Source organism: Paenibacillus silvestris, assembly GCF_009882985.1.
GTDB classification, from domain to species: Bacteria; Bacillota; Bacilli; order Paenibacillales; family NBRC-103111; genus Paenibacillus_E; species Paenibacillus_E silvestris.
Genome location: NZ_WTUZ01000010.1, coordinates 552,286 through 578,913 on the forward strand (window position 1 = coordinate 552,286; position 26,628 = coordinate 578,913).

Here is a 26,628-nt window from a genome sequence, read left to right on the forward strand (position 1 = left end):
TGCGGACGGTTTGGTTTTTGCGTTGACAAATCGAATACCTCATTTTTGTTAAGTTATGGCTGATCTTCGCCCACACTGCCGAATGTCGTACCTACTGCGATTTGCACGCCGCGAATAAATTCAGAGACGGGCATCGCCTTTTTGCCAGATGGTTGAATATGGGTCAGCCATAGCGTACCTTCGCCGGTCATCACTTCAATCCCGTGCTCACTGCTGCCAAGAACCGTTCCGGGAGCAGGAGCTTCTGCGAAGCTGCGGCTTGTTGTTTCCTTCGGATTCGTGCTCTCCCAAACCTTCATGACTTCCCCATTCCAGAGGGTGTAAGCCCCAGGGAAAGGATTCAGGCCACGCACTTGATTCCAAATCTCCACCGCTGAACGCGACCAGTCAATCAGCTCGTCCTCCCTGCGGATATTCGGGGAGTAGATCGCATCAGCCTCATTCTGAGGGACAGCCTGAATACGTCCTGCCAGTAGATCCGGCAAGGTGCGTTTCAACAACTCGCTGCCGGCGATGCTTAGTTTTTCGAACAAAGTCCCTGTCGTATCGGTATCCTCAATTGGAAGCTCCACACGGGAAATCATGTCGCCCGTATCCAGTCCAACGGCCATATACATGATCGTGACTCCTGTCGTTGCTTCGCCGCGGAGCACAGCGTGATGAATCGGTGCTCCGCCGCGGTACTTAGGCAGCAAGGACGCATGGATATTAATGCAGCCATACTGCGGCAGATCAAGAACAGCTTTGGGCAAAATCTGACCATAAGCAGCTGTCACAATCAAATCGGGCTTCAGCTGGCGCAGAAGCTCCACAGAATCCGCTTGACGCAGCTTCTCGGGCTGCAGCACCGGAATGCCGTGTTTCTCCGCTTCCACCTTCACCGGCGGCGGCGTCAGGACGCGTTTGCGTCCTTTCGGCCGATCCGGCTGTGTGACAACTGTCGTCACGTTATAGCCTTCCTCCAAGAGAGTCTGCAAGGAGGGCACTGCAAAATCCGGTGTACCCATGAAAATGATATTCACTCAGAATCTTCCTCTTCATCGCTAGTGTATGTTTTGGTTGCCAGGTCTGTAAACAGAATCCCGTTCAAGTGATCAATTTCATGGAAAATGCAGCGAGCCAGCAGCTCAGTGCCCGTAACTTCTATTGGATTTCCGTTGCGATCCTGGCCTTTGGCCGTAACATTCATCGGACGCAAAACATCGCCGCGGAGCCCAGGGATGCTTAAGCAGCCTTCCGGTCCGTTTTGTTCGCCACTGGAAGAAACGATTTCTGGGTTGACCATTTCGATCAATCCGCCATGCTCTTCGCCGCAATCCATTACAATCACGCGTTTGAGAATACCGATTTGTGGAGCTGCAAGGCCTACGCCCTCTGCCTCATACATCGTGTCTGCCATATCGTCGAGCAATTTATGCAGATTGGAATTAAATTTGGTCACAGTGATTGCTTTTTCCCGTAGCACAGGATCTGGATCTTTGACAATAATACGAATAGCCATAACGTGCACCTACCTTTGAGTCTTCTCTATTTGGGATTTCTTACATCAAATATTGCGGGTCAACATCCACACTGATCAGCAGCTTTTCCTTCGATGAGCGCTCTTCAAACCAGGCCACCGTCCGGCCAACAATTTCTGCCGCCTGATCTTCCCCACGATATTTTACCACGCATTGGAATCGATATCTATCTTTGATTCGGGAAATAGGCGATGCGACTGGGCCCAGCACGTCCATTTGGAAGGAATTGTCCCTGGAAACAGCATCTGCAAACAGGTCTATTTGTTTCGTAGAATACTCAAGCGCGATCTCTTTAAGCCTCGTGACAAATGCTTCCGCGAAGCGCACCAAAAGCGGTACCTGCTCATGTGAAAAAGTGACCAAAATCAATCGTTGGTAAGGCGGATAGCCTAAATTTGCCCGTACATCCAACTCATGGTTGGCAAAAGCGATAAAGTCATGCTGACTTGCGTATTGTACGCTATAATGCTCAGGCGTGTAAGTCTGGACGAACACTTCCCCTTGCTTTTCATGTCGGCCCGCACGCCCCGCTACTTGTGTTAGAAGCTGAAAGGTTCGCTCCGCCGAACGGAAATCCGGAATATTCAGTACGGTATCTGCAGCAATAACCCCAACTAGGGTCACATCGGGAAAATCGAGCCCTTTTGCGACCATCTGCGTCCCAAGCAGCACATCCGCTTGCTTCTCGCGAAACATCGTCAGCCACTTTTCGTGCGAACCCTTCTCTGTCGTCGTATCGACATCCATTCGAATAACGCGAATACCTGGGAATATTTTGCCCAGTTCCTCTTCGACACGCTGTGTGCCTGTGCCAAAATGGCGAATATGCTTGGATTGACAGCTAGGACACTCGGTTACCTCGCGCTCCGCATAGCCGCAATAATGGCAGCGCAGCATACGCGAGCTCTGATGGTACGTCAGCGAAATATCGCAATGCGGACATGTGGAGACGTACCCGCAGGTACGGCACATGACGAAAGTCGCATACCCTCGCCGGTTCAGCAGCAAAACAATCTGTTCTTTCTTGTGTAACCGATCTTCAATGGCTTTATACAGCGCTGTGCTAAACATCGAGCGATTTCCGCTTTTCAGTTCCTCGCGCATATCGATAATGGCAACAGGAGGCATCGGCCTGCTGGCCACCCGCTCTTTCATCGTGAGCAATCTGTAGGGGGGTTCAGCCCGATCCTGTCGGCGCCTCGTTCTCTCCAAGCTCTCTAGCGAAGGTGTCGCTGAACCGAGCACAACGACGGATCCCTGCATGCTTGCACGCTTAACCGCCACATCGCGCGTATGATATTTGGGACTCTCTTCCTGCTTATAAGAAGACTCATGTTCCTCATCAATAATAATAAGTCCTATTTGGGTAAAAGGAGCAAAGATTGCGGAGCGAGCTCCAATAACCACTTTCACTTGCTTGCGCGTAATTTTGCGCCATTCGTCGTATCGTTCCCCATTCGATAACCGGCTGTGCAGCACAGCAACAAGATCACCGAATCGTCCCTTAAATCGTTCCACCATTTGCGGTGTCAGCGAAATTTCGGGTACGAGCACGATCGCTTCTTTCCCCATATCCAGGCATTGCTGGATGGATTGCAAATAAACTTCCGTTTTACCGCTGCCTGTGACGCCATGCAAAAGAAAGACCTCATGGCGCTCCTCAGCGACAGCAGCGCGAATTTCCGCAAAAACACGGCTCTGCTCCTCTGTTAACGGAAGCGGCTTCGTCCTCGCAAAAGCACGACCCGCATAAGGGTCGCGCATGACTTCGACTTCGCGCAGCTCAATCCATCCGCGATCGGCCAAGCTTTTAACCGTTGAAGCGCCTACTTCCACCGTTTCCATCAGTTCCGTAAGCCGAATGGCGTGAGGATGCTCCATCAAGTACCGCAGTACTTCCTGCTGCTTGTTGGCTCTCGCCGGAAGCTCAGAAAGGGCCTGCTCTAGCCCGCTGCCATCCGCAGGGGGAAATACCGTTAGCGCCTTCTTCGTGCTCATTCGGTCCTTAACCACCTGGACTTCCGTCAAAATACCCGCGCCAAGCAATTGCTTGATGAGGGCACCGTCTGCCGCAAAGCGTTCCATCAACGCATCCATCGGAACAGACCCCTTGGACTTCACATAGGCTACAATCGCCTGCAAATCCGGCATGTCCAAGAGCGACTGTTCACCAAACTCCTCACCAACCCCAATCGCCCGCTCATACTTCGCTTTGAGTGCAGCGGGCAGCATAGCTTGAAGAGCTGTGACTTCGTGACATAAATACATGTGGCTAATCCATCTGCCAAGCATCACAAGCTCATCTGTCAAAGGAGGCACCAAATCCAGGACGTTCTGTATGGGTTTAATCCGTTTCACATCAAGCTGTGTGTTCTCTTGCAGTTCCACAACGAAACCTTGCAGCACTCGTGGCCCGAAAGGTACGCCCACACGGCTCCCCACCTCGACCCACTTCCTCAGAGCCGAGGGAACTTCATAATCGAACGCACGGTTCGTTTGTTTCGCAGGAACATCGACAATGACCTTCGCGTACATCAGGATTCACTCGCCTTAGTTGGTAAACGATCCGCTGTCAACTCGAGCAGTCTGCGTGCGACATCTTTCTTGCTCAGGATAGGTAGCGCTTCTACGAGCCCGTTTCGGTCAAAAATACGCACCACATTCGTATCTCCGCTAAAGCCGGCCCCTTCCTGCGATACATCGTTCCCGACAATCAGATCACAATTTTTACGCTTCAGCTTGTCGAGCGCGTGCTCATCGAGCCGCTCCGTTTCCGCAGCAAAGCCGATAACGAACTGATGCTTTTTCAGCGTACCCAGTTCTTGTAAAATATCTGGATTTTTAATCAACTCAAGCGTCATTGAATCCGATTTTTTCTTGATTTTTTGATCTGCAATAACAGCCGAGCGGTAGTCAGCGACCGCAGCAGCTTTGATGACCACATGGCTTTCCTCAAAACGGGATAAGACCGCTTCTCTCATATCCAGCGCGGACTGAACAGATACCAGCTCAACACCAGCAGGTACAGGTAATGCGCTAGGACCCGAGACCAGAGTCACCTTGGCTCCCAAACGCACAGCTTCCTCAGCAATGGCATAACCCATTTTACCGGAAGAATCATTCGTAATATAACGAACGGGGTCAATACGTTCTACGGTGCCTCCGGCCGTCACAAGCACGCGCTGTCCTTCAAGACGGCGTACTTCTCCCTTAAAATGCCGCTCCACCGCAGCAAGAATCTCCTCCGGCTCCGCAAGTCGGCCTTTGCCGACATACCCGCACGCAAGCTGTCCTTCACCTGGCTCGATGAAACGTACACCACGGCTAAGCAAAGTTTGCATGTTGATCTGCACAGCTGGATTTTCGTACATATGCACGTTCATCGCGGGCGCTATCCAGATCGGCGCAGTCGTTGCCAGCAGCGTTGTGCTGAGCATGTCATCGCCTAGCCCTAACGCTATTTTGGCGATCGTATTCGCTGTCGCTGGTGCAACAAGCACGAGATCGGCACTATCCGCCAAGTTAATATGGGAAACAACAGAAGGATCTTTCTCATCAAAGGTATCCACAAATACGTGATGACGAGACAGAACCTGGAACGTTAGCGGCGCCACGAATTGAACAGCGGATTCTGTCATAATGACACGAACCACGGCTCCCGCTTGAGTCAGCTTGCTCGTGAGCGCAGCGGCTTTATAGGCAGCAATCCCTCCGCACACACCAAGTACAATTGTTTTTCCCTGCAAAACACTCATGGGTATCCCCCTTTCTATCTGCTATTCTGAGAAAAAAATAACAACCACAAAGGGTTGTTGGGTAAGCGATTTATTTCTCGTTTTCGTTCTCTGTCGGCTCGATTTTCTCATAGCCAATGTAGTGGCCATACAGCTCTTCAAGCGCCACACCAACATGCTTATGAGCTTTTTGGCCTTTCAAATCTGATTTTGCGCCGTCGCGAAGAGATCTCGCTCTTTTGGATGCAGCGACAACTAGCGAATACTTGCTGTCTACGATATCTAGCAATTTATCAATTGAAGGGTATAACATTTATTTCACCTCATCTATCCATTGTACGATTTTGGGATACACACGCTCTTTTTTGCAATGTTCAGCCGTAAGAATCGCTTGTATTTTGGAGCAAGCTGATTCTACATGATCATTCACAATGGCATAGTCGTAGTGTTCCATTAAACGGATTTCGTCAATCGCTATCGACATGCGACTGCAGATAACTTCGTCCGTTTCTGTACCACGCGTGACAATTCGATTCTCAAGCTCATCCAGCGAAGGAGGCAGTAAGAAAATAAACACGCCTTCGGAAAACTTTTGCTTCACCTGCAAAGCACCCTGAACTTCAATCTCCAGAATGACGTCTTTGCCAGAGCGCAGCGTTTCTTCAACAAAACGTCTTGGTGTCCCGTAGAAATTACCTACGTATTCTGCCCATTCCAACACTTCATCCGAATCAATCATTTGTTGGAATTGCTCCCGCGTTTTGAAGAAATAGTTGACACCGTCGACTTCCCCTTGTCTTGGAGAACGGGTTGTCGCCGATACGGAATATACAATATCAGGAGAGCATTTGCGCAGCGCGGCGCACACGGTACCTTTACCGACACCAGATGGGCCGGATAAAACAATCAGAATACCTCTCTCACGCTCAAGAGTGTTCGTATTACTCGTCATGATCATCGTCCTTGTTGGAAAGTCTATGCGCTACCGTCTCTGGCTGTACTGCCGACAAAATCACATGATCGCTGTCCGTGATAATAACGGCACGGGTTCTTCTACCATATGTAGCGTCAATCAGCATGTGACGATCACGCGCCTCTTGAATGATCCTCTTGATCGGAGCCGATTCCGGACTCACAATCGAGATAATGCGGTTCGCCGATACGATGTTGCCGAACCCGATATTAATTAATTTGATAGCCATTTAGGGCTTCCTCCTCGCGAAGCTTCATGCCGCTTCACTCGATATTCTGTATTTGCTCGCGCATCTTTTCAAGCTCTGCCTTCATCGCAATGACTCTAGCCGTAGGCTCCGAGTGATTCGACTTAGATCCGATCGTGTTCACTTCCCGGTTCATTTCTTGAATCAAGAAGTCTAGCTTTCGTCCGACAGGCTCTTTCTCTGAAAGCAATTGATCACATTGCCCAAAATGACTCTTCAGACGAGTCAATTCCTCATCTACGTTAGATCGGTCTGCGAAAATCGCAATTTCTGTCGCCAGCCTCTGTTCATCCACAGGCGTCTGATCCTGCAGAAGAGCCTGAATTCTATTCGTAAGCTTAGCCGCATAATCTTGCACGACTCCAGGCGCTAAAGCTTCCAGTTCCGCATGGATCCGTTTCAGCTCAACCAGACGCTCACGAATGTCCTGTTCCAGAAATGCTCCTTCTCGCATCCGCATATCGGATAATTTGGCAACGGCCTCCTGCAAGCAGGCGCACAATTCCTGTTCGATCTCTTCATCTGGCTCCTTACGAAGCTCTTTCATCTGAATGAGATCAGGTAGTCTTAATAAATCTTTGAGACCGACCTGTTCGGCGTATCCATAACGCCCCTTCAACTCCTCTGCAGCCTGCAAATACGCATCTGCCAAAGCGAAGTCAACCGTGACGCTCTTGGTGGAAGCCGCTTCACGTTCCGCTGTAACGAAGACGTCAACGCGCCCTCTCCTCACAGCTTGCAGCACCGTTTTCTTCAAAGCGTCTTCAAAGACCGCCCATTCCTTCGGCATTCGAATCGACACTTCACTATACCTATGATTGACCGATTTCACATCGATAAACACATTGTATCCCGCAAAAGAACGATTCGCTTGTCCGAATCCGGTCATACTGCAAATCATCCTAATCACATCCATTACCCTATTTTAATTCATTTTGAAAGTGGGTACAAGTGGAAATCATGACGATTCGACTTTTCCCACACATACTTTGTCAGGTCAACACACATCTCGTACGCTAGAAATGGGGTCATCAGATAGATGCCATTGAAGTAAGGCATAGCTGCATCCAGCAGCTCTTTGGCAATCTCCACGCCCATCGCACGGCCCTCTGGACCCTTCAGTCCACTCATGCGCGCTCTAACTTCATCCGACAATCGGATGCCTGGCACTTCATTATGCAAATACTCCGCGTTCCCTCCGCTCGCGAGCGGTGCAATCCCGATGAAGACCGGAATGTTCAGATGCTTGGTCGCTTCATAGATTTGTTCAATCAGCTTAGCGTCGTACACGGGCTGCGTCATAATGTAATCGGCGCCAGCTTCAATCTTGCGTTCCAAACGCTGAACGGCCTTGTCCAAATGCTTGACATTCGGATTAAAAGCAGCCCCCACCACGAAGTTCGCCTTCTGCTTCAGCGGTTTGCCGGAGAACGCAATCCCTTCGTTCAGCTGTTTAATCATCCGGATAATCTCGAAGGATGTTAGGTCGTAAACGGAGCTGGACCCAGGGAGATCGCCGAATTTGGCGGGATCGCCGGTCACGGCCAGCACATGGTCGATGCCCAGCGCGTGAAGCCCCATGAGATGGGACTGCGTCCCAATCATGTTGCGGTCGCGGCACGCGATATGAATCAGCGGACGCGCGCCAAGCTTATCCTGCACGAGGTGGCCGAGTGCCAGGTTGCTCATCCGCGTCACCGCGAGTGAATTGTCGGCCATCGTAATGGCGTCGACGTTCGCATCCTGCAGGGCCTTCGAGCCCTGCATAAATTTGTCGATGTCGAGATCCCGCGGGGGATCCAGCTCGACAATGACGGTTTTTCGCTGCTTCACGATCTCCAGCAGCGAAGGTTTGCCAGCCGGCGGCGCAGGCTTCGCCGGCGCTGGTTCTAGCACGCGCACAGCGCGCGCAGGACCTGCCGTGCCCGGCGCTGCCGGCACGTAGTCCTGCAGCGCCTTCGCGACTGCGGCGATATGCTCCGGCGTGGTGCCGCAGCACCCGCCGATGATGCGCGCGCCGAGGTCCGCGAAGCGCAGCGCGCTTTCGGCGAAGTACTGGGGCGTCGCCGCATACGTGTACTGCCCGTCGACATAGTCGGGCAGTCCCGCGTTCGGGAACGCGGAGAACGGCACGCCGGCCAGCGGGGTCAGTTTCTCCATCGAGCGGAGAATCCCGTTCGGGCCGACGCGGCAATTGAAGCCGATGACGTCAGCACCTTCGTCACGCAGACGCAGAAACGCCTCCTGCAGCGGAACTCCGTCCTGCGTGCTCCCAGTTCCTTCATTCGCGAACTGGCAAATCACGGGCAGATCGCTCATGCTGCGGATGATGCGCAGCGCGAGCTGAAGCTCTTCCAAGTCATAAAAGGTTTCGAGCATGAGCCCGTCAACCGATGAATCCAGCAGAATGGAGATCTGCTCATGCAGCGATTCTTCGACATCGGCGGTGCGAACATTTTTGCGTTTGCCCGCACGGATCGAACCTATCGCCCCAACAACATAAGCTTCATTTCCGACAACCCTCCGAGCAAGCTCTACCCCTGCACGGTTGATCGCTTCAACATCTCCTTCTAACCCATACTTAGATAATTTTTCACGGTTAGCCGAAAACGTATTCGTTTCAATAAGTCGAGCACCTGCCTCAAAATAGCGGCGGTGCACTTCAGCGACCGTTTCCGGTCTGAGTAGATTCAGCTCTTCATAAGAAATGCCTACCGGAAATCCCATCTGATATAAATAAGTCCCCATCGCGCCGTCACCAGTCAAAATGTCCTGCTGCAGTGTCGATCGAAGATCCAGTTTCATCATAATCTCCCCGCTTACTAAAAAAATGTAGTTATACTGTATCACAAATGATGGGAGATATTAAGACAAACCTTAATCAATAATTCTAATACCGTGCTAGTCCAGCGTCCCCTGGTACACTTCTTCAGCAGGTCCCGTCATATAAACGTGATTATCCTCTTCGTTCCATTCGATGAACAGATCGCCGCCTTTCAGCGAAACCGTAGCCTGACGGTCAGTAAGCCCATTAAGAACGGAAGAAACCAGCGTTGCACAAGCACCGGTTCCGCAAGCAAGCGTAGGACCTGCCCCCCGTTCCCAGACACGCATATCCGTGAACGCGCGATTCTTCACCGTAGCGAATTCCACATTAATTTTACGCGGGAACATCGGGTGTACTTCCAGCTTCGGCCCCCATACGGCAAGGTCGAAATTAACCGCATCATCCACATAAATGACACAGTGCGGATTCCCCATCGAAACAGCTGTAAACCGGAATTCTCTGCCGTCCACTTCAATCGGATGATTGATGACTTTGGCCTCATCTACCGTCGTAGGAACCTCGAGTCCTTGCAAAATCGGCTGCCCCATGTCCACTCGGACCGTCGCAACTTTCCCCTCTTGCACATTCAGTTGGACCTTTTGAACGCCCGCTCCCAAAGTTTCAACAGTAATCTCTGTTGAATTAGTGAGCTTGTGATCGTAAACATATTTAGACACGCAACGAATCGCATTGCCGCATTGCTCAGCTTCAGATCCGTCGGAGTTAATAATGCGCATTTTGAAATCTGCCTTCTCAGAAGGAAGAATATATACTAAGCCGTCAGCGCCAATCCCAAAGAAGCGATTGCACAACCGGATCGCAAGCTGATCCACATCGGCAGGAAGTTCTTTTTCACCAGCTATGACAATAAAATCGTTGCCTAAACCATGCAATTTCGTGAATTTCATTGTAATCAGCACTCCAAATGTGTGTTTTAGCCAATATCATAGCGCAAAAATGATTGAATGCATAGCCCTTTCTCCTGTTTTTAGTTCCGTTAAATAGGAAAAAGGCCATCCCAGAGGTCTTAAAGACCCTAGAGACAGCCTCACATCTAAACTTATCTGAAACTTGCCTTGGATGACGTATAAGAAGCGGGACGAGAACCTTTGGTACGCTTCGGTGAAAGTACGCTGCCCAGCCCCATGAGAAAGGTCGGAATACCAGCGGCGATCAGCACAAGAATCCAATCCTTCCAGCCGAGAGGAACCGTTTTGAAAATCGGTTGAAGCGTATCCACATACATAACTGCGAGCATCAAGATAAGCGAGGATAATACCGCAAGAACAAGGTACCGATTTTGCAATGGATTGCGGTGAAAAATGGAGCGAGAACTGCGGCAATCGAACACATGGATCAGCTGAGCCATTACCAGCGTAGCGAATGCGACGCTTTGCGCTTTCAATAAGGTTGCGGCATCAGAAGGATCCACCCGCAGCACGAGCCAGAAGGCCGCCAAGGTACAAACGCCGATGAGAATTCCGCGGGAGATGATTTTCCAGCCGAGCCGTCTGGCGAAGATGTTCTCCTTGGACGAGCGTGGCTTATGCTGCATCAAATCCTTCTCGGCTTGGTCAACACCAAGTGCCATCGCCGGGAGCCCGTCCGTCACTAGATTCACCCAGAGAATTTGGATCGGTACCAGAGGTAAAGGCAAACCTGCCATCATCGCGATAAACATCGTCATGATTTCGCCGACATTGGATGCCAGCAAATATCGGATGAATTTGCGGATGTTTTCGTAAATCCCCCGTCCTTCTTCAATCGCTGCGACAATCGTGGAGAAATTATCATCGCTGAGAATCAAGGAAGAAGCTTCCTTCGAAACGTCCGTCCCCGTAATCCCCATCGCGATTCCGATATCCGCTGCTTTAATCGCCGGAGCATCATTGACCCCGTCACCTGTCATAGCGACAACATGTCCTTTCCGCTGCAAGGCTTTGACGATACGCAGCTTATGCTCAGGGGATACCCTTGCATATACGTAAGTATCATTAACCCTGGCTTCCAGGTCCTCGTCCGACATGGAGGCAAGCTGCTGCCCGCTCAAGCTAACGCTACTGCCCTGAATCATGCCGAGCTGTTTGGCAATTGCCTCTGCCGTCGTCTGATGATCGCCGGTAATCATAACCGTTTTAATGCCTGCTTTGCGGCATTTGGAGATGGCTTCGCGCACTTCTTTACGAGGTGGATCAATCATGCCTGTGAGCCCGATGAAGATCAAGCCCGTTTCCACCGTTTCATAATCGTCGTAGCGATCCGTGCTTTTTAACTCCTTATAGGCGATGCCAAGCACCCGTAGGGCGGATCTTGCCATGCCTTCATTGGCCGCCATTACTTTTTGCTTAAGCGTAGACGTGAATGGAATGACTTTGCCATCCCATAGAATGTAGCTGCAGTGCTGGAGCAGAACGTCAGGAGCTCCCTTGGTGCAAGCCATGCGCCCATTTTCCGAAGTCACAAGAACTGACATCCGTTTACGCTCAGAGTCAAAAGGGAATTCAGCGATCCGCTTATATTTATCACTAAGCGATTCTTGCGTGATACCGCTTTTCGCGCTCAAAACAACTAGCGCTCCTTCGGTCGGATCCCCTTTGATATTCCAGACAGAGACGACGTTCTCTTTGGTATCCTTGCCTTTCTTCCGTTTCAATTCCTGTTTTTCCTCATATAAGGTTGCGTTATTACATAGCACGGACACATGGAGCAGCCTGCTTAAGGAAGGATTTTTGAGCAGATCTGCGCTTTGCCCGCCAATTTGAATGTCCCCTACCGGTGTATAGCCGTCACCCGTCACTTCCAGCACATCACCGCCAACCCATAAGTGTGTAACGGTCATTTTGTTCTGTGTGAGTGTTCCTGTTTTATCGGAGCAGATCACTGAAGCGCATCCTAATGTTTCAACAGAAGGCAGCTTTCTTACAATCGCTTTGCGTTTAATCATTCGCTGCACGCCAAGTGCCAAAGCAATAGTCACAATAGCAGGCAAGCCTTCCGGGATTGCGGCAACGGCCAAACTCACTCCTGCCAAGAACATGGCATAAGGTTGTTGTCCATGCATAATACCGGCCACGACGACGAGAACAGTTAGCGCGATTGCTACAATAATCAGTATCTTACCAAGCTGTTCTAGGCGGTGCTGAAGCGGTGTTTCCATGGATTCCGTATTTTGAATCAAATCTGCGATTTTACCCATTTCCGTATTCATTCCAATTCGAACGACAATGGCTTTCGCCGTGCCTCTTGAAACCATCGTCCCCATAAACCCTAGATTGCGCTGATCCCCAAGCGGTACTTCATCATGCGCAATAGCTGCTGTTTGCTTACTGACGGCCACCGACTCGCCTGTTAGTGCTGATTCCTCAATATAAACGCCATTCGTTTCCAGGAAACGAACATCTGCTGGAACCCGGTCCCCGCTTTCAAGCAAAATAATATCGCCAGGCACCAAATCACGAGCTGGTATTTGATGAATGGCGCCTTCTCTCCACACGTTCGCATTCGGTGCTGATAGTTCTTTAAGTGCGCGCAGCGAACGTTCGGCGCGGAATTCTTGGGTAAAGCCAAGGATACCGTTCATGACAATGATAACAACGATCGTGATCGCATCTAAATATTCGCCCAGCAAGCCAGAGATCAGAGTCGCCCCTAATAACACCAGCACCATGAAATCTTTGAATTGATTCAATAGCAGCGTAATCGGAGAGACGCGATGCCCTTCAGTCAGCTCATTGCGACCTGCTTCTCCCTGCCGCTTCCAGGCTTCTTCCCAGGGCAACCCTTGCTGCGTGTCCACCTGCTGTAGCTGCAGGACTTCTTCCGATGTCAACTGGTACCACTTATTCTGACTCATTCGCCCTTCTCCCTCCCACTTCCCACTTGATCTTGCCTCTCACTCATACGTAAATGTATTCAGACAAGCCGGAAAATATCCCTGAAATCATCTTTCCCGGTGGCTAAGACTTAAGTTTTTGTGAAAAGTATGGCATCATAGAGATTAGCAAAGTTTTCACCTAGAATGGAGTTGTATGTATCATGGCTTTAGACGGACTAGTCCTGCACGCGATTGTTCATGAATTACAATCGTGTGTTGGAGGCCGCATTAATAAAATTCACCAGCCCAGCGAGAATGACGTTATCCTGCAAATCCGGGCACAAGGGCAAAATCTCAAGCTTCTTCTTTCAGCGAACCCCACCTTCCCACGGGTCCAGCTCACCGAGCAAACATCGTTAAATCCGATGGATGCTCCGATGTTCTGCATGCTCCTTCGCAAGCACTGTGAGAACGGGGTTATTGAAGCCGTGGAACAAATGGGTATGGAACGTGTCGTCCGGTTTCAAATCCGCCACCGAGATGAATTAGGCGATATGAGCACCAAACAGATCCTTGTGGAGATTATGGGACGGCATAGCAATATCATTCTATTAGATCCGGCAACTGACACCATTGTGGACGGCATTCATCACGTAACCCCTGCCATCTCCTCCTACCGAGTTGTGATGCCAGGAAGCAAGTATGTCACGCCGCCAGCGCAGGATAAGCAAAACCCACTTAACGTGGATAAGGCTACCTTCCTTGATACGATGGCTCCAATGTCTGGAGACGAGTCCTCGAATTCGGATAAACCCGAGCAAAGGCTAGTCGCTGCATTCAGCGGGTTGAGCCCATTAATTGCCAAAGAGATTGTATATCGCAGTCACAAAAATGGTGACAACGAACAAATGTTCGATATCAGCGATTTATGGCACTCTTTTGACGGTATTATGACAGCAGTGCGAGAGCACCGCTACGAACCTGTCATTACCGAGCAGACAAGTACCGGCAAATTGTTCTTCGCCATGACACCGCTCACGCACATTGAAGGCACGTCCAAGACGTTCCGGTCGCCTAGTGCATGCTTGGAGTTGTTCTATGGAGACAAAGCCGAAAGAGATACCGTCAAACAGCGCGTAGCGGATTTGCTCCGTTTTTTACAGAATGAACGCAATAAAAATGTTAAAAAAGTAGAAAAACTGCAAGAGACTGTTGACGATTCCAAAGATGCCGACAAATTTCGGATACTTGGTGAGCTGTTGACAGCTTCCCTGCATGCCGTGAACAAAGGGGATCGCGAGCTTGAGACAATCAATTACTATGATGAAGATCAGGCTCTGATCACAATTCCATTGGATCCCTTGTTGAACCCGTCTGAAAATGCGCAGCGCTATTTTAAAAAATACACAAAAATGAAAAACAGTACCGCAATTGTCGAAGAACAAATCGAACAAACGCATCAGGAAATTACGTATTTGAACTCCTTACTGCAGCAGCTAGGCGTAGCTTCTATGACGGATATCGAAGAAATCCGCGATGAACTCATGGAACAAGGTTATATACGCGACCGTAACAAGAAGCAGCGCAAAAAGAAGAAAAAAGATAAACCTGCTTTGGCGTGCTATATGTCGAGTGAGCAAATTCCGATATATGTGGGCAAAAACAATACGCAAAACGAGTTCTTAACAAATCGGCTTGCTTCTTCATCGGATACCTGGCTGCATACGAAGGACATTCCTGGCTCTCATGTCGTCATCCGGAGCGACAGCTATTCCGAGACAACGCTGCGAGAGGCTGCCCAATTAGCCGCTTATTTCAGCCAAGCCAAGCATTCCAGTCAAGTTCCTGTTGACTATACAACGATCAAACATGTCCATAAACCGAATGGTTCCAAACCTGGATTCGTGATCTATGTGAATCAGAAAACGCTGTTCGTGACACCAGATGAACAGGACATCAAGCAAATGAAACTCTCTATTAAATAGAAAAAGAACCTAGCGCAGCCTTCCTGCACTAGGTTCTTTTTGTTTTACTCCGCTTCTAGCTTTCTAGCCAGATTGAGGAGATATGCTTTCATTTGATTCTGCAAATCTGGCCGCTGGAGGGCAAGTTCGATAGTCGCTTCAATATATCCGAATTTGTCACCAACGTCGTAACGGTTCGCCTGCATCAAATAAGCGGACATTTGCTGCACTCTATTCAGGACACGGAGAGCATCCGTCAATTGAATTTCTCCTCCGCGGCCTGGCTCCTGGCGTTCCAAGATGCCGAATATTTCCGGCATGATGAGGTAACGGCCGATTACCGCTAAATTCGAAGGCGCTTGGTCACGGTCAGGCTTCTCGACCAAATCTTCAATCATACGATAGCTGCCATAGTTCGTAGCAGGGGATACGATCCCATATTTACTTACATCTTCCCAAGGCACTTCTTGTACAGCGATAACGGATGTTTCTGTCTGTTCATATATCTCTATCATTTGTTTGAGTCCAGGTGTAGAAGATTGCAGGATGTCATCGCCTAAAAGTACGGCAAACGGCTCATCCCCAATAAATTTACGCGCGCAATAGATGGCATGACCGAGACCTAAGGGCTGCTTTTGCCTAATATAATGGACATTTGCTAGATTAGAGACAGACTGTACAATGTCCAACAATTGTGTACTGCCCTTTTCTTCGAGCATCATTTCGAGTTCAACAGATTTATCAAAATGATCTTCAATCGCACGTTTGTTGCGGCCAGTTACAATGATGATATCCTCAATCCCAGACTCAATGGCTTCTTCCACGATGTATTGAATGGCAGGCTTGTCCACAATGGGCAGCATTTCTTTCGGCTGCGCTTTCGTGGCTGGCAGGAATCGTGTCCCTAAACCAGCCGCAGGAATGATGGCTTTGCGAATCTTTTGCATTAACGCTGCTCCTTCTCGGTTTGTAGGCTTTGCAAAACTTCAATCCCAATTCGCTTGGAGCCGATAGGCGCATGAAATACGACGCCGCCCCGTTCGCCGTGGAAATCTGAGCCTGCAGTGATGAGAAGTCCTGTGCGCTGGGCAAGTGCAAGATATCTCGCTTCATCTTCCGGCGTGTGGTCGGAATGGTATACCTCAATGCCGTCTAATCCTTGCTGCGTAATAGCCTCAACGAGTGCATCATCATGGTATATGCCTGGATGAGCAAGAACGGCCTTGCCACCTGCTTCGTGAATCCACGCAATAGCCGTTTCTGGTGTGATCCGTGGCGGATTGGCATATGCGGCAGCACCTGTAGCCAAATACTTGTCAAAAGCTTCACTTATAGAGGAAACATAACCCTTGTTCAGCAGCACAGCAGCAATATGAGGTCTTCCCACGGTATCCCCTTTGCGCTTAATATTCGCTACTTCTTTGAGCACGTCATCCATCGTAATGTCCAAGCCTAACTGCTGCAAGCGCTCAATAATCATGTCATTGCGCGTATTGCGGGTATCGCGCAATGATGCCAATCTTGTGAGAAACTGAGCATCATCGATCTGAATATAGTACCCCAGCACATGAATGTCTTGACCACCCTGAACGGTTGAGATCTCGACCCCTGGCACGACTTCAATGCCGAGTTTCGCCCCCTCTGCAAGCGCCTCATCCACCCCAGAAACGGTATCATGATCCGTGATGGCAATTGCCGCCAGTCCAGCTTCATGGGCCATTTGCACATTAGCAGCAGGGCGCTGTGTCCCGTCCGAAGCCGTAGTATGCGTATGTAAATCCGCTTCCATTTTCACTGTCATTTCTGTCCCTCCTTTATTCCCTTTTCCTTCACCGTCATTTTACAGAAAACGGCTCAATTCTTCCTGCCGTAAAAAGGTCATAAAACTTACTGCGGATATAGGAAGCAGTGTGGAATTTAAGTAGATCGCATAGAAGCTGCGTTCAAACCTGATATTTTCAATCGTCTTCACTTTAAACAGCCCTAGGGTCACTTCATGCTTAACCGAAGACTGCGAGAGGATGGATATACCAAGCCCGGCTTCAACGGCTGATTTGATAGCGCCCGTACTGCCTAGCTCCATGACAATCTTCATCGTGGAACAATCCATATTGCAGCGGGCGAATTCCTCTTCCATTACTCGTCTAGTCCCGGAACCCTGCTCACGAAGCACAAATGGATATTTCAACATTTCTTCGAGTGTAACGAGTTCCATGTCTGCTAAGGGATGGTCTGCTGGCACAATGAGCTTAAGCTCATCGCTTAGAATCGCTTCCGTATGAACATCCGGATGATGAATCGGCGCCTCGACAAGCCCGAAATTCAGCTGATGCCCAAGAACCTCATCTAGGATCTGTGTCGTATTCATAACCTTCATGGAAACGGAGATGTTCGGGTAATCTTTACTGAATGGGCCCAGGAGACGAGGTAAGATGTACTCACCCATCGTCAAACTCGCGCCAAGTTGCAGCCGGCCTTCAATCATTTTGGTAAACTTGGACATCGCAACGTCCGTTTCCCGGATCAGCTCAATACTATTCTTAGCAAATGGCATCAGAGCTCTTCCCGCTTCAGAAAGTTCAATTTTCTTGGTGCTGCGGTGAAATAACTTCACGCCGAAATAATCCTCAAGCGATTGAACCTGCATCGTAACGGCAGGTTGGGTCATATGAAGCGCTCCGGCGGCATGTGAAAAACTTCCTTTTTCCGCAACGGTATAAAAAATGTGAAGTTGATGAAAATTAAGTGCCATGAAAACCCGCCTCTCTTTGCTACCATTATATGAAATTGCGCGCGCACAGTCCATTCAGACATAAAAAAGAGCATGCCACGATGGACACGCTCTAGATCCAGCTATTAGCCAGTTATCGGCGCTTGCGGCTGTTCTTGATCAACGTCATGCGCCGTGAATGCCTAAGCCAAGAATAATATGATTTCAAATCGCGGAGCTCCATGGTTTCGGACATTCTTCCGAGGAAGGTGACGATGATCATCTTATGCAGCGGATTGCCCACTAGATCCGTTTCATTCTCCAGGTGAGAAAACTCTGCAACAACGACTAGGTCATCATCAATCAAATAAACATCTTCTTCATTTCGATAATAAGGGACGATGTTATCATTTTTAAGCTTTTCCCATAGAAAAGCACAGATTTCCTCCAGTGAGTTGTTTTCGCTAGAAACACGATCGCTCCATCTCAGCTTCGCATGATTCGTGATCACGACATCCGCCACTTTCTTGTCACCCAGCTGCACGAAGAATGGTTCATAAGTACTCCATCTCCCCATTACTTTGTCTTTCATGATCACACCCCCTTTCCTACAAAAATGAGTCCGCGTACCTATTCCATGAATGTATGTAAGTTATAGTTTACTTGATTATAACTTCTTTTCCCATGTAAGAATATATAAAATTATTAATAAATATTTGTGAATTCCTGAAAAAATGCTTATTATCTAAAAATTCAAAAAATAAAAAAAGCTTCTTCCGAAGCTTTCGTTTTGCACTACAGCCTCAAAGGGTGTAAAATCTAGTTTTGTCCGGCACATCACTACTGTATTCGGTTTTGATTTCGTTGCGATAAGACTTTTCTACTTTTTTGACGTAGGGCAGCTTAAGCAAGCTGCGTGTCGTCTCTTCAACTTTGCTTGCATGTATATAAAGAACGGCATAATTCATTTTTTTGGATATGTAATGAAGCGAACCGAATCTTTCTAAGTTTCTGGCGGCCTTGATATCGTTAACCCAAATGATTAACCCGCTACGCTCAATCATCATGATTGCAACCTCTTTTCAATAATCCTAGTATGGAGTGATACCCTTATATGAAGCCTTCTAACACCATTGTCCGCGTGTACCGCGGAAACATAACGGAAAGTATTCACCGCGTTCATCTCGCGGTTGTTAACACCAAGGGCTCGCTGCTGCACTCAGCAGGCGATCCGCAGCTCCTAACCTTCGCCCGTTCGACGGCGAAGCTCATTCAAGCGCTGCCGGTCATCGAATCCGGCGCGGCAGAACATTTCGGCCTCGGAGATGCCGAAATTGCTTTGTGCTGCGCTTCCCACAACGGGGAAGCTGAGCACGTGAACGCTGCCCAAGGTATCTTGGGCAAGCTCGGTTTCCATCATGAGCACCTGCAATGCGGTGCTCATGAGCCCTACCACGCGCCGACCGCACAAGCGATGCGCGAGCGGGGAGAAGCGCCGACCACGCTGCATAACAACTGCTCGGGCAAGCATTCAGGCATGCTGGCGCTTTGTGCGCATCTCGGCGCATCGCCGGATACCTATATGAGCCTGCAGCACCCTGTGCAGCAGCTCATGCTGGACGCGGTATGCGCCATGTCTGACATCCCGAAATCGCAGATGGAGCTCGGAGTCGATGGCTGCGGAGTGCCGGTATTCGGCATGCCAATCAACCATCTCGCCCTTGCTTTCGCAAGGCTAGGAAGCCCGGAAGCGCTGCCCGAGCTCCGTGCAAACGCTTGCCAGAGAATTGTCGCCGCGGTGCGAAAATATCCTCAATACCTAGCAGGCAGCGATCGCTTCGATACGCAATTAATCGAAGTCACGCAGGGCCGAATCATCGGCAAAATGGGTGCTGAGGGCATTTTCGCACTAACGGTTCCTGATAAGGGGCTCGGTCTGGTGCTAAAAATTGAAGACGGTAATCAACGAGCGCTATATCCAGCTGTTATTGAAGCGCTGAAGCAGTTAGATCTGCTTTCGGCAGCCGAAGTCAGTCAGCTTGCTGCTTTCCACACGCCTACTGTTCATAACTGGCAAGGAACCGAGGTCGGAATTATCCGCCCCGATTTCCAGTTGTAGCATCGATTAACCGCAATTACCGCTGCAGCTTCCACCGGAGGAACATCCTTTGCCGGTTGGGAGCGGGTTATTGCTCGGAACTTTGATAGAATCAGATACGGCGTGAGCGATCGTCGTGGACACGGTGAACAATAAATCGTCCAATCGATCCTCCGCTTCTTTGAATCTGCGAACAGCCTCGACTTGATGCAACTTGTCCTGAACCTCGTTCACAGCAGCCAAAGCTTCATGATAGCTCGGGTGATAATGCCCGAAACGCTCACACTCTTCGAAAGCATCTTTCTTTCTTGCAAAGACGGCTTTAAGCTGTTTCACTTCCGCACTGTTCTCAACAGCGTTCTTCCAATATAAATAATCTGCCACTTCAGCAGAGGAATTAATCATGTCACCCATGTCATAGGCCTGCATAAGAACGGCCGACATATCGATCGTTTCTGCTTCCATTGTCTGTAACATACCTATGTTCAACTTCCTTCCTCTTAAAGAGTATCTGACATTTCTACTATACCACAGTTCCTCAAGAGTTTCTTCCTTTTCTCTATACTCCCTCGTCATTAACTCCTGGCAAAATCAATTTCATTTCCTCCCAGTCCTCACCAGACCATGCAATCTCTTGTAGCTCTTCTAGACCTTCCAAGATCCAGCCTGAGCGTTCTTCCCGCAGATTTCGAGGGATTATGAAGCGGCTCTCCCCCTCTTTGCGCAGCTGCAAGCAGCTCTTCCATTCAATGGCCTTACGAATCATTTCTTTGCGCGTGGAACCATGGTACAAACGGAAATCTTGCAGCCAGCTTAACGGGATATCCGCCATATCCGGGTACAAGCCATCTCTTTCCGGCAGCTCGGCATCCATTTCATAAAGTTGAATCGAATCTCTGGAATAACATAAACCGGACGTCTGATTTCCTGGTGCATTCTCTGCGTTGATGCCAAGATTATTTGCCTCTTTGCGGCTGCTTTTAGGGTTATATCCCATATTCTCTAAACATTTAGTAAGCTGAGCAAAATGCGCTTTGGGCACGATGAAGTCAACGGCGCCGATACGATTCTTAAGAAAAGGGTGGCATTTCTCGTTTCTGAGCAGGGCATCTGCGATTTCGTTCGAACGGCAGCGAAGCAGTGTTACTTCTTCAAAATGAATTTTGCCAGTCTGCTCACCCCATTGACGAAGGGTCACAGCTACTGGCTCAGGAATTTCATAATAAGCATTCTCTTGCAGCATGGAGATGATCTCTTCACTACTTTGCCCCATTTCCCAGGCGCGATGAAAGCCTTCTTTTGTCATACGGTAAGTACGGACATGATCCGTTTGCTTAAGATCGGCGAACGCCGCGATCTCCCATTCTGTACGGAGCGATGCGTCTGGAAGCAGCAGAATTTCAAAGTCAGGCTGCACATAAAACGAAGGAGTCTTCAACGGTTTTTCCACAGCCTCATCTTCCCATTCGCTCTTCGGTGAAATCAGCCATCGAAACCAAATGCCGCCTTCTTTGCCTGCAGCAAGCTCGACAAAACGGAAGCTCGACAGCGGCTCAATCCAGCCAGAAAGGAGGGCATGAGTAAGAGAATCAGCCTCTTTCATCTGACCGCTCTCCGCGCAGCATGTCATAATCGCTCTCACTACGGCACCTACTTCAACCCACCCACCCCTCTCTGCCCTCTCCATCAGCGCTAAGCCATGCTGTAGCCAGACGGGGGCAGGAAGCAGCAATTGACTCCAAACGCCATAGAGCGTCCTCTGCTGCCTCTCATAGGGACCATCCAACCAAGCTAGGAAAGGCTCCTTGCACACGACTAGCTGATCACCATTCCCCGCAATGAAACCCATGCGTATAGCCATTTCTAGCATTAGTACTGCGCCATCATCGTAAATATCCCTGAACGCATAAGTAATACCCGCAGCACGAAGCAGATCGTTCGGAAGAGCAAGATGCTCGGTGAGCTTCACTATCTGTTTTTTATGTAAGGTCCCTTTATTGGTTAGCGGAAGTGAGGGCTGCTGCGAACAGGCCACAATAAAATGAAAAAGCTGCTGAGCAAGACCTCTCGGGTGTACGCTTATTTCTTCCTGCTGTGAACCATTCGTTTGGATAACCCCTGCTGGCAGCGGCTCTAGCGTACCTTCATCCGTATCAGTCTCAAGCGTTACAGAAGGAAAAAGCAGTCCCTGCCATGCGTCAAAAGCGTCCTCAGGCAGCACAAAAAGCCGCTCTCCCCAGGCTTTGCGGAAAGCGGCAATAACGCCTGCGCGTCTAAGACCTACCAAGCCAATGGCTACTTGTGCGCCAGCCATCCGAAGGCCTGCTTGCTTCTCAAGCGCAGCGCTCGTGAACGATTCACAGCCAAACGCGGAAAGAATAAGGCGGAGCGTATTTTTCTCATCTACGGACAGATGGGAGAGCAATCTTAGGAGATAGTTTCGGTTAGTCAGCAGTTCAGGCAACGCAACTCCTTCTTTGATGTAAGAAGAACACCAAGTTTGGCTAGAAATAAGCTGCTTCAGCGCCTCCGGCATTCGACTTACTACTTGCTCATATCTCATGCTGTTCTCCTTTTCGATCTTTCGTCTCAGAACTCCAACGTGTAATGCGGTATTCATACCCTTGCTCGACCAGAAACAGTTGACGCTTCATGGCAAAATCCTGCTCTTTCGTATCTTCACTAATAATGGAATAAAATACGGCTGCATTCGCACCACTGCTCTTCGGGCGAAGAATGCGCCCCAGCCGCTGGGCCTCCTCTTGCCGAGAACCATAGCTGCCCGATACCTGGATAGCTACCGCGGCATCTGGCAAATCTACAGCAAAATTAGCAACCTTGGAGACAATCAATAGCGGCAGCTGCCCCTTTTTAAATTGATCATACAGTTCCTCTCTCTGTTCATACGCCATAGAACCGCTGATCATCGGGGCACCAGTGTGAGATGAAATCTGTTCTAACTGATCAATATATTGGCCAATAATTAATGTTGGTTCATCGACATGAAGTCGCAGCAAGTGATCTATCACCTGTTGTTTACCCGTATTTTCGCCTGCAATCCGGAATTGCTGCCTGGCGCCAGAAGCTCCATACAGATCGCGATCGCCTTCAGATAGATGAACACGTACTTCCTGGCATGTAACCTTAGCAATCCAGCCTTGCGACTCAAGTTCCTTCCAAGCCATATCAAACTTCTTGGGCCCTACTAGGGAGAAAACATCTTCCTCTCGGCCATCTTCCCTGATTAGGGTAGCGGTCAAACCGAGTCTGCGGGTCGCCTGAATGTCCGCCGTAGCCCGAAAGACAGGAGCTGGCAGCAGATGCACTTCATCATAAATGATTAATCCCCATTCTCTTTCGCTGAACAATCGCATATGAGCGAAGTCGTCTTTCTTATTCCCACGATGTGTTAGGATTTGATACGTTGCTATAGTGACTGGCCGTACATCCTTCGTCGTTCCGTTATATTCGCCAACCTGGTCTTCTTTCAGCCCTGTTTTGCTCAAAATTTCCCGCTTCCACTGCTTGACAGATGTGACATTCGACGTAAGAATCAACGTCGCGCAGTTGCATCTTGCCATTGCGGCGATGCCAATCACGGTTTTGCCTGCCCCACAAGGCAGCACAAGAACGCCGCTTCCCCCTTCTCCGATGCGATGAAAGGCATCAACGGCACTCTTTTGATAATCGCGCAGCTGGAAAGGCTCTTCGATTGTTTCTTCATCGCGCAGTTGAATAGGAAGAAATTCACCGCTTCGGTAGGCGGCCAAATCTTCAACTGGATAACCGAGTTTGATCAATTCTTGTTTTAACACGCCGCGATAAGCCGGAGAAATAGCAATAGCCCGCTCGCCGCGGGTATCTTCTAAATATTTTTTCAGCGAATCGTGCGCCCGTATTTCTTTCAACACGACCGTATCATCACTGACGAGATAGAGTTCGTTACCGACGTCTTCCATGCGTAGAATGCCATATCGGTTTGCGTATTTACGAATTCCGCTAAGCACGGAAGAAGGAACACCGAATTTCGCATGCTGCTGCAGGCAAGCTGACATTTGTTCGATTGGCATACCTGCAGCCGTAGCATTCCACAAAGATAAAGGTGTAATCCGATACATATGCAGATGCTCCGGGCTTTTGATAAGATCCGCGAAACGGGAGAGAACCCCCCGAACCGACTCAAATTCAGGATGATGCGTCTCCAATAAGACAGACAAGTCGCTTTGTACGATCAGAGGACGGGTAGGATCTACTTTCATTGGTTGCCATCTCCTTTCTCTCTAGTATGAAAAGAAAGGAAGGGATTTAAACCTACCTGGGCATATCCGTTTATTGACGAACAAGCAAAACGGGCAGCCCGGCGACGATCGCCTGACTACCCGTTTGATAACTTCTATTCAACGCGAATTGCTTTCTCTTGTGCAAGCAAGCAGAGCTCTGCTGCTTTGAACGTATGAGCCTGCGTCATCGCAGTCTCCGTCCGATTGATGCAATCAAGGATCAATTGGCCAAAGAAAGGAAAACCTACTTGTCCATGAAGACTGTAGTGTTTCTCACCTTGCTGATTGACCAGATACAACTGATCTCCTTGTGGATCACGCGCGATGTCAATATATTTGCGAAGCTCAATATATCCTTCTGTTCCCAGAATCAGCGTGCGTCCGTCGCCCCATGTCCCAAGACCGCTCGGTGTTAGCCAGTCCACACGGAAATAGTTCGTCGCCCCGTTATCTCCAACGAGTGTAGCGTCACCGAAATCCTCCAGCTCAGGATAATCCTTCGCATGGTAATTCGCCACTTTACTGCTTACAACGGTAGCATCTTTACATCCCGCATAATGTAGAAATTGTTCAATTTGATGAGAGCCGATATCACACAGAATACCGCCATATTTATCTTTTTGGAAAAACCAATCAGGTCGGCCTGCAGCACCCAGTCGATGCGGCCCAAGACCGATCACTTGAACAACGCGTCCGATAGCGCCTTCTTCAATCAATTGTCCAGCAAACACAGCGCTTTCTACGTGCAGACGTTCACTGAAGTAAACCGCATATTTACGGCCAGTCTCTTCTGCCTTTGCTTTGGCAGCGGCAAGCTGATCCAGCGAGGTAAATGGCGTTTTGTCCGTAAAGTAGTCTTTACCTTTCTCCATCGCCCGAATACCTAATGGCCCGCGTTCCGAAGGAACGGCAGCCGCAGCGATCAGCTTTACTTCAGCATCATCGAAGATTTCTTGCTCCGAAGAAGCTGCTTTCGCTTGTGGGTATTTCGCAATGAAAGCTGCTACTTTCGCAGGATCTTGGTCATAGACCCACTTCAGTTCTGCCCCAGCTTCCAGCAAACCATTACACATCCCATAGATATGACCATGATCTAAGGCAATAGCTGCGAAGACGAACTCCCCTTTTTGCACGACGATGTTCGGCTTACCTTTTGGTGCATAATTCATTCCATCGCTTTTTTGCATATCCGAATTCCTCCACGATCTTACCCATGTTTCGACAGGGTCAATGGTTTGTGTGATTTATCTTGAAGCGGAAACGTCGAACGTCTTATATCCAGCTTCTTTGTTAGCAGTAGAATTCTTGATTTTGTCTTGCAAATGTTGTTCGAAAAGCTCTTCGTCAATCGGCAGGTCAACCCAGTTGTCTGTCCAAGTGGATAACAACATCGCATTGGAAAGCATTAAGCCTTTGATGCCTTCTTCCCCTGGAGCAACAAGTGGCGTACCATGTAGAATTGCATCTACGAAGTTTTGTGTAATCCCCATGTGACTTGTTTCTTTGCCTTCGATTGGGATGTCGATTTTCCAGCATTCTGGTTGGCCGAACCCACCTTTGAACGTTTCGTTAAATTCTCTTTCGGAAACGCGTAAACGCCAGAATGTCAGCTTGCCATCTTCAATGACAATTTTGCCGCGATCACCGGAAATCTCAAAACGGTTCGTTCCCGGAGCTTCTCCTGTCGTTGTAACGAACAACCCAGTTGCGCCGTTCTCGTACTCAACGAATGCTGTTACATCATCTTCTACCTCGATATTGCGGTGTTTCCCGAAGTAACAGAATGCGCGAACACGCTTCGGCATCATGTCAATCGTCCACTGCCACAAATCAAGCTGATGCGGATCTTGGTTAATCAGAACCCCGCCGCCTTCACCAGCCCATGTTGCGCGCCAGCCGCCTGAATCGTAGTAGCTTTGGGATCTATACCAGTTCGTAATGATCCAGTTTGTTCTGCGGATTTCGCCGAGTTCACCAGATTCTACGAGATCTTTTAGCTTTTTATATAAAGGATTCGTACGTTGGTTGTACATCATGCTGAATACTTTGCCTGACTCTTTAGCTGCCTCATTCATTTGACGCACTTGTTTTGTATAAACGCCAGCCGGTTTCTCACACAATACGTGAAGTCCAGCTTTAAAAGCTTTTATCGCTACTTCGGGATGATCATAGTGTGGCGTCGCAATCAGTACGCTATCAATAACGCCTGAGTTCAGGAATGCATCAAGATTGTCGAATAATTGGATGTCCTGACTTAGGTTTTCTTTCGCCCATTCCAAACGATCTGCTCTGAATTCACATATAGCTGTTAACTCAGCGCCTTTTACTTCGTTCTTCACCAAATATTTGGCATGTCCAGTTCCCATATTGCCCAGACCGATAATACCAATCCTAACCTTTTCCATATGTAATCACCTTTTTCTTGTCAGATTCGAAATTGAATACGTTATCAATGTAGCAT

The 26,628-nt window shown here is 49.1% G+C and carries 23 protein-coding genes; 2 read left to right on the forward strand and 21 right to left on the reverse strand.

The features are described from left to right. Positions 1-53: 53 nt before the first annotated feature. From fmt to GQF01_RS06045, 11 genes are all read right to left on the reverse strand, one after another. Complete coding sequence (gene fmt / locus GQF01_RS05995; protein ID WP_161406446.1) at positions 54-1,007, reverse strand: methionyl-tRNA formyltransferase; 954 nt, start codon at positions 1,005-1,007, stop codon at positions 54-56. An 11-nt stretch (positions 1,008-1,018) separates the two neighbouring features. Further along, on the reverse strand, positions 1,019-1,501 hold the full coding sequence (def, locus tag GQF01_RS06000) for a peptide deformylase (protein WP_145656673.1): 483 nt from the start codon (positions 1,499-1,501) through the stop codon (positions 1,019-1,021). A gap of 40 nt (positions 1,502-1,541) precedes the next feature. Continuing rightward, a complete protein-coding gene (priA, locus tag GQF01_RS06005; protein WP_161405917.1) occupies positions 1,542-4,055 on the reverse strand; it encodes a primosomal protein N' in 2,514 nt (837 codons plus the stop codon). Next, a complete protein-coding gene (gene coaBC / locus GQF01_RS06010; RefSeq protein ID WP_161405918.1) occupies positions 4,055-5,275 on the reverse strand; it encodes a bifunctional phosphopantothenoylcysteine decarboxylase/phosphopantothenate--cysteine ligase CoaBC in 1,221 nt (406 codons plus the stop codon). Before coaBC ends, priA begins: the two co-directional genes overlap by 1 nt. Before the next feature lie 70 nt (positions 5,276-5,345). After that, positions 5,346-5,567: a DNA-directed RNA polymerase subunit omega gene (gene rpoZ / locus GQF01_RS06015; protein WP_161405919.1), complete on the reverse strand. Its 222-nt coding sequence runs from the start codon at positions 5,565-5,567 to the stop codon at positions 5,346-5,348. Then, the gene (gene gmk / locus GQF01_RS06020; protein WP_161405920.1) at positions 5,568-6,206 is read right to left on the reverse strand and encodes a guanylate kinase; all 639 of its coding nucleotides are present in this window, start codon (positions 6,204-6,206) and stop codon (positions 5,568-5,570) included. Further along, entirely contained in the window at positions 6,196-6,456 is a 261-nt protein-coding gene (gene remA / locus GQF01_RS06025; protein ID WP_009672664.1) for an extracellular matrix/biofilm regulator RemA, read from the reverse strand. The genes gmk and remA overlap by 11 nt, the downstream gene beginning before the upstream one ends. 34 nt (positions 6,457-6,490) lie before the next feature. Further along, on the reverse strand, positions 6,491-7,375 hold the full coding sequence (locus GQF01_RS06030) for a YicC/YloC family endoribonuclease (protein ID WP_161405921.1): 885 nt from the start codon (positions 7,373-7,375) through the stop codon (positions 6,491-6,493). A 29-nt stretch (positions 7,376-7,404) separates the two neighbouring features. Next, entirely contained in the window at positions 7,405-9,279 is a 1,875-nt protein-coding gene (locus GQF01_RS06035) for a bifunctional homocysteine S-methyltransferase/methylenetetrahydrofolate reductase (protein WP_161406447.1), read from the reverse strand. A 96-nt stretch (positions 9,280-9,375) separates the two neighbouring features. Then, entirely contained in the window at positions 9,376-10,209 is an 834-nt protein-coding gene (gene dapF / locus GQF01_RS06040) for a diaminopimelate epimerase (RefSeq protein WP_161405922.1), read from the reverse strand. Positions 10,210-10,361: 152 nt separating this feature from the next. Next, on the reverse strand, positions 10,362-13,154 hold the full coding sequence (locus GQF01_RS06045; RefSeq protein WP_161405923.1) for a calcium-translocating P-type ATPase, SERCA-type: 2,793 nt from the start codon (positions 13,152-13,154) through the stop codon (positions 10,362-10,364). 182 nt (positions 13,155-13,336) lie between these two features. On the opposite strand from GQF01_RS06045, the gene GQF01_RS06050 reads away from it, so the two are divergent. Next, positions 13,337-15,100, forward strand: coding sequence for an Rqc2 family fibronectin-binding protein (locus GQF01_RS06050; RefSeq protein WP_161405924.1), 1,764 nt, complete (start codon positions 13,337-13,339; stop codon positions 15,098-15,100). Between the two features lie 44 nt (positions 15,101-15,144). Here the strand turns inward: GQF01_RS06050 and galU are convergent, their stop codons facing one another. The 5 genes from galU to GQF01_RS06075 form a co-directional block, all read right to left on the reverse strand. Then, on the reverse strand, positions 15,145-16,026 hold the full coding sequence (galU, locus tag GQF01_RS06055; RefSeq protein WP_161405925.1) for a UTP--glucose-1-phosphate uridylyltransferase GalU: 882 nt from the start codon (positions 16,024-16,026) through the stop codon (positions 15,145-15,147). Further along, positions 16,026-16,880 carry a PHP domain-containing protein gene (locus tag GQF01_RS06060; RefSeq protein ID WP_202556093.1) on the reverse strand — a complete coding sequence of 285 codons (855 nt, stop codon included), beginning with the start codon at positions 16,878-16,880 and terminating at the stop codon, positions 16,026-16,028. The genes galU and GQF01_RS06060 overlap by 1 nt, the downstream gene beginning before the upstream one ends. Positions 16,881-16,919: 39 nt before the next feature. Next, entirely contained in the window at positions 16,920-17,831 is a 912-nt protein-coding gene (locus GQF01_RS06065; protein ID WP_161405926.1) for a selenium metabolism-associated LysR family transcriptional regulator, read from the reverse strand. Between the two features lie 112 nt (positions 17,832-17,943). Further along, positions 17,944-18,381: a hypothetical protein gene (locus tag GQF01_RS06070; protein ID WP_161405927.1), complete on the reverse strand. Its 438-nt coding sequence runs from the start codon at positions 18,379-18,381 to the stop codon at positions 17,944-17,946. A 211-nt stretch (positions 18,382-18,592) separates the two neighbouring features. Then, positions 18,593-18,856 (reverse strand): YlbG family protein, encoded by a 264-nt coding sequence (locus GQF01_RS06075; protein ID WP_028558190.1) that lies wholly within the window; start codon positions 18,854-18,856, stop codon positions 18,593-18,595. A 47-nt stretch (positions 18,857-18,903) separates the two neighbouring features. Between GQF01_RS06075 and GQF01_RS06080 the strand changes: the two genes are divergently transcribed. After that, a complete protein-coding gene (locus tag GQF01_RS06080; RefSeq protein ID WP_161405928.1) occupies positions 18,904-19,908 on the forward strand; it encodes an asparaginase in 1,005 nt (334 codons plus the stop codon). A 6-nt stretch (positions 19,909-19,914) separates the two neighbouring features. Here GQF01_RS06080 and GQF01_RS06085 read toward each other — a convergent pair whose 3' ends face one another. The 5 genes from GQF01_RS06085 to GQF01_RS06105 all read right to left on the reverse strand — a co-directional run bounded on the left by GQF01_RS06085 (position 19,915) and on the right by GQF01_RS06105 (position 26,572). Then, a complete protein-coding gene (locus tag GQF01_RS06085) occupies positions 19,915-20,352 on the reverse strand; it encodes a YlbF family regulator (RefSeq protein WP_235959018.1) in 438 nt (145 codons plus the stop codon). 94 nt (positions 20,353-20,446) lie between these two features. Continuing rightward, positions 20,447-22,450 (reverse strand): helicase-associated domain-containing protein, encoded by a 2,004-nt coding sequence (locus GQF01_RS06090; RefSeq protein ID WP_161405930.1) that lies wholly within the window; start codon positions 22,448-22,450, stop codon positions 20,447-20,449. After that, a complete protein-coding gene (locus GQF01_RS06095; protein WP_161405931.1) occupies positions 22,440-24,146 on the reverse strand; it encodes a DNA repair helicase XPB in 1,707 nt (568 codons plus the stop codon). The genes GQF01_RS06090 and GQF01_RS06095 overlap by 11 nt, the downstream gene beginning before the upstream one ends. 134 nt (positions 24,147-24,280) lie before the next feature. Continuing rightward, positions 24,281-25,354 carry a Gfo/Idh/MocA family protein gene (locus GQF01_RS06100; RefSeq protein ID WP_161405932.1) on the reverse strand — a complete coding sequence of 358 codons (1,074 nt, stop codon included), beginning with the start codon at positions 25,352-25,354 and terminating at the stop codon, positions 24,281-24,283. Between the two features lie 57 nt (positions 25,355-25,411). Then, complete coding sequence (locus tag GQF01_RS06105) at positions 25,412-26,572, reverse strand: Gfo/Idh/MocA family protein (protein WP_161405933.1); 1,161 nt, start codon at positions 26,570-26,572, stop codon at positions 25,412-25,414. Positions 26,573-26,628 lie beyond the last annotated feature (56 nt).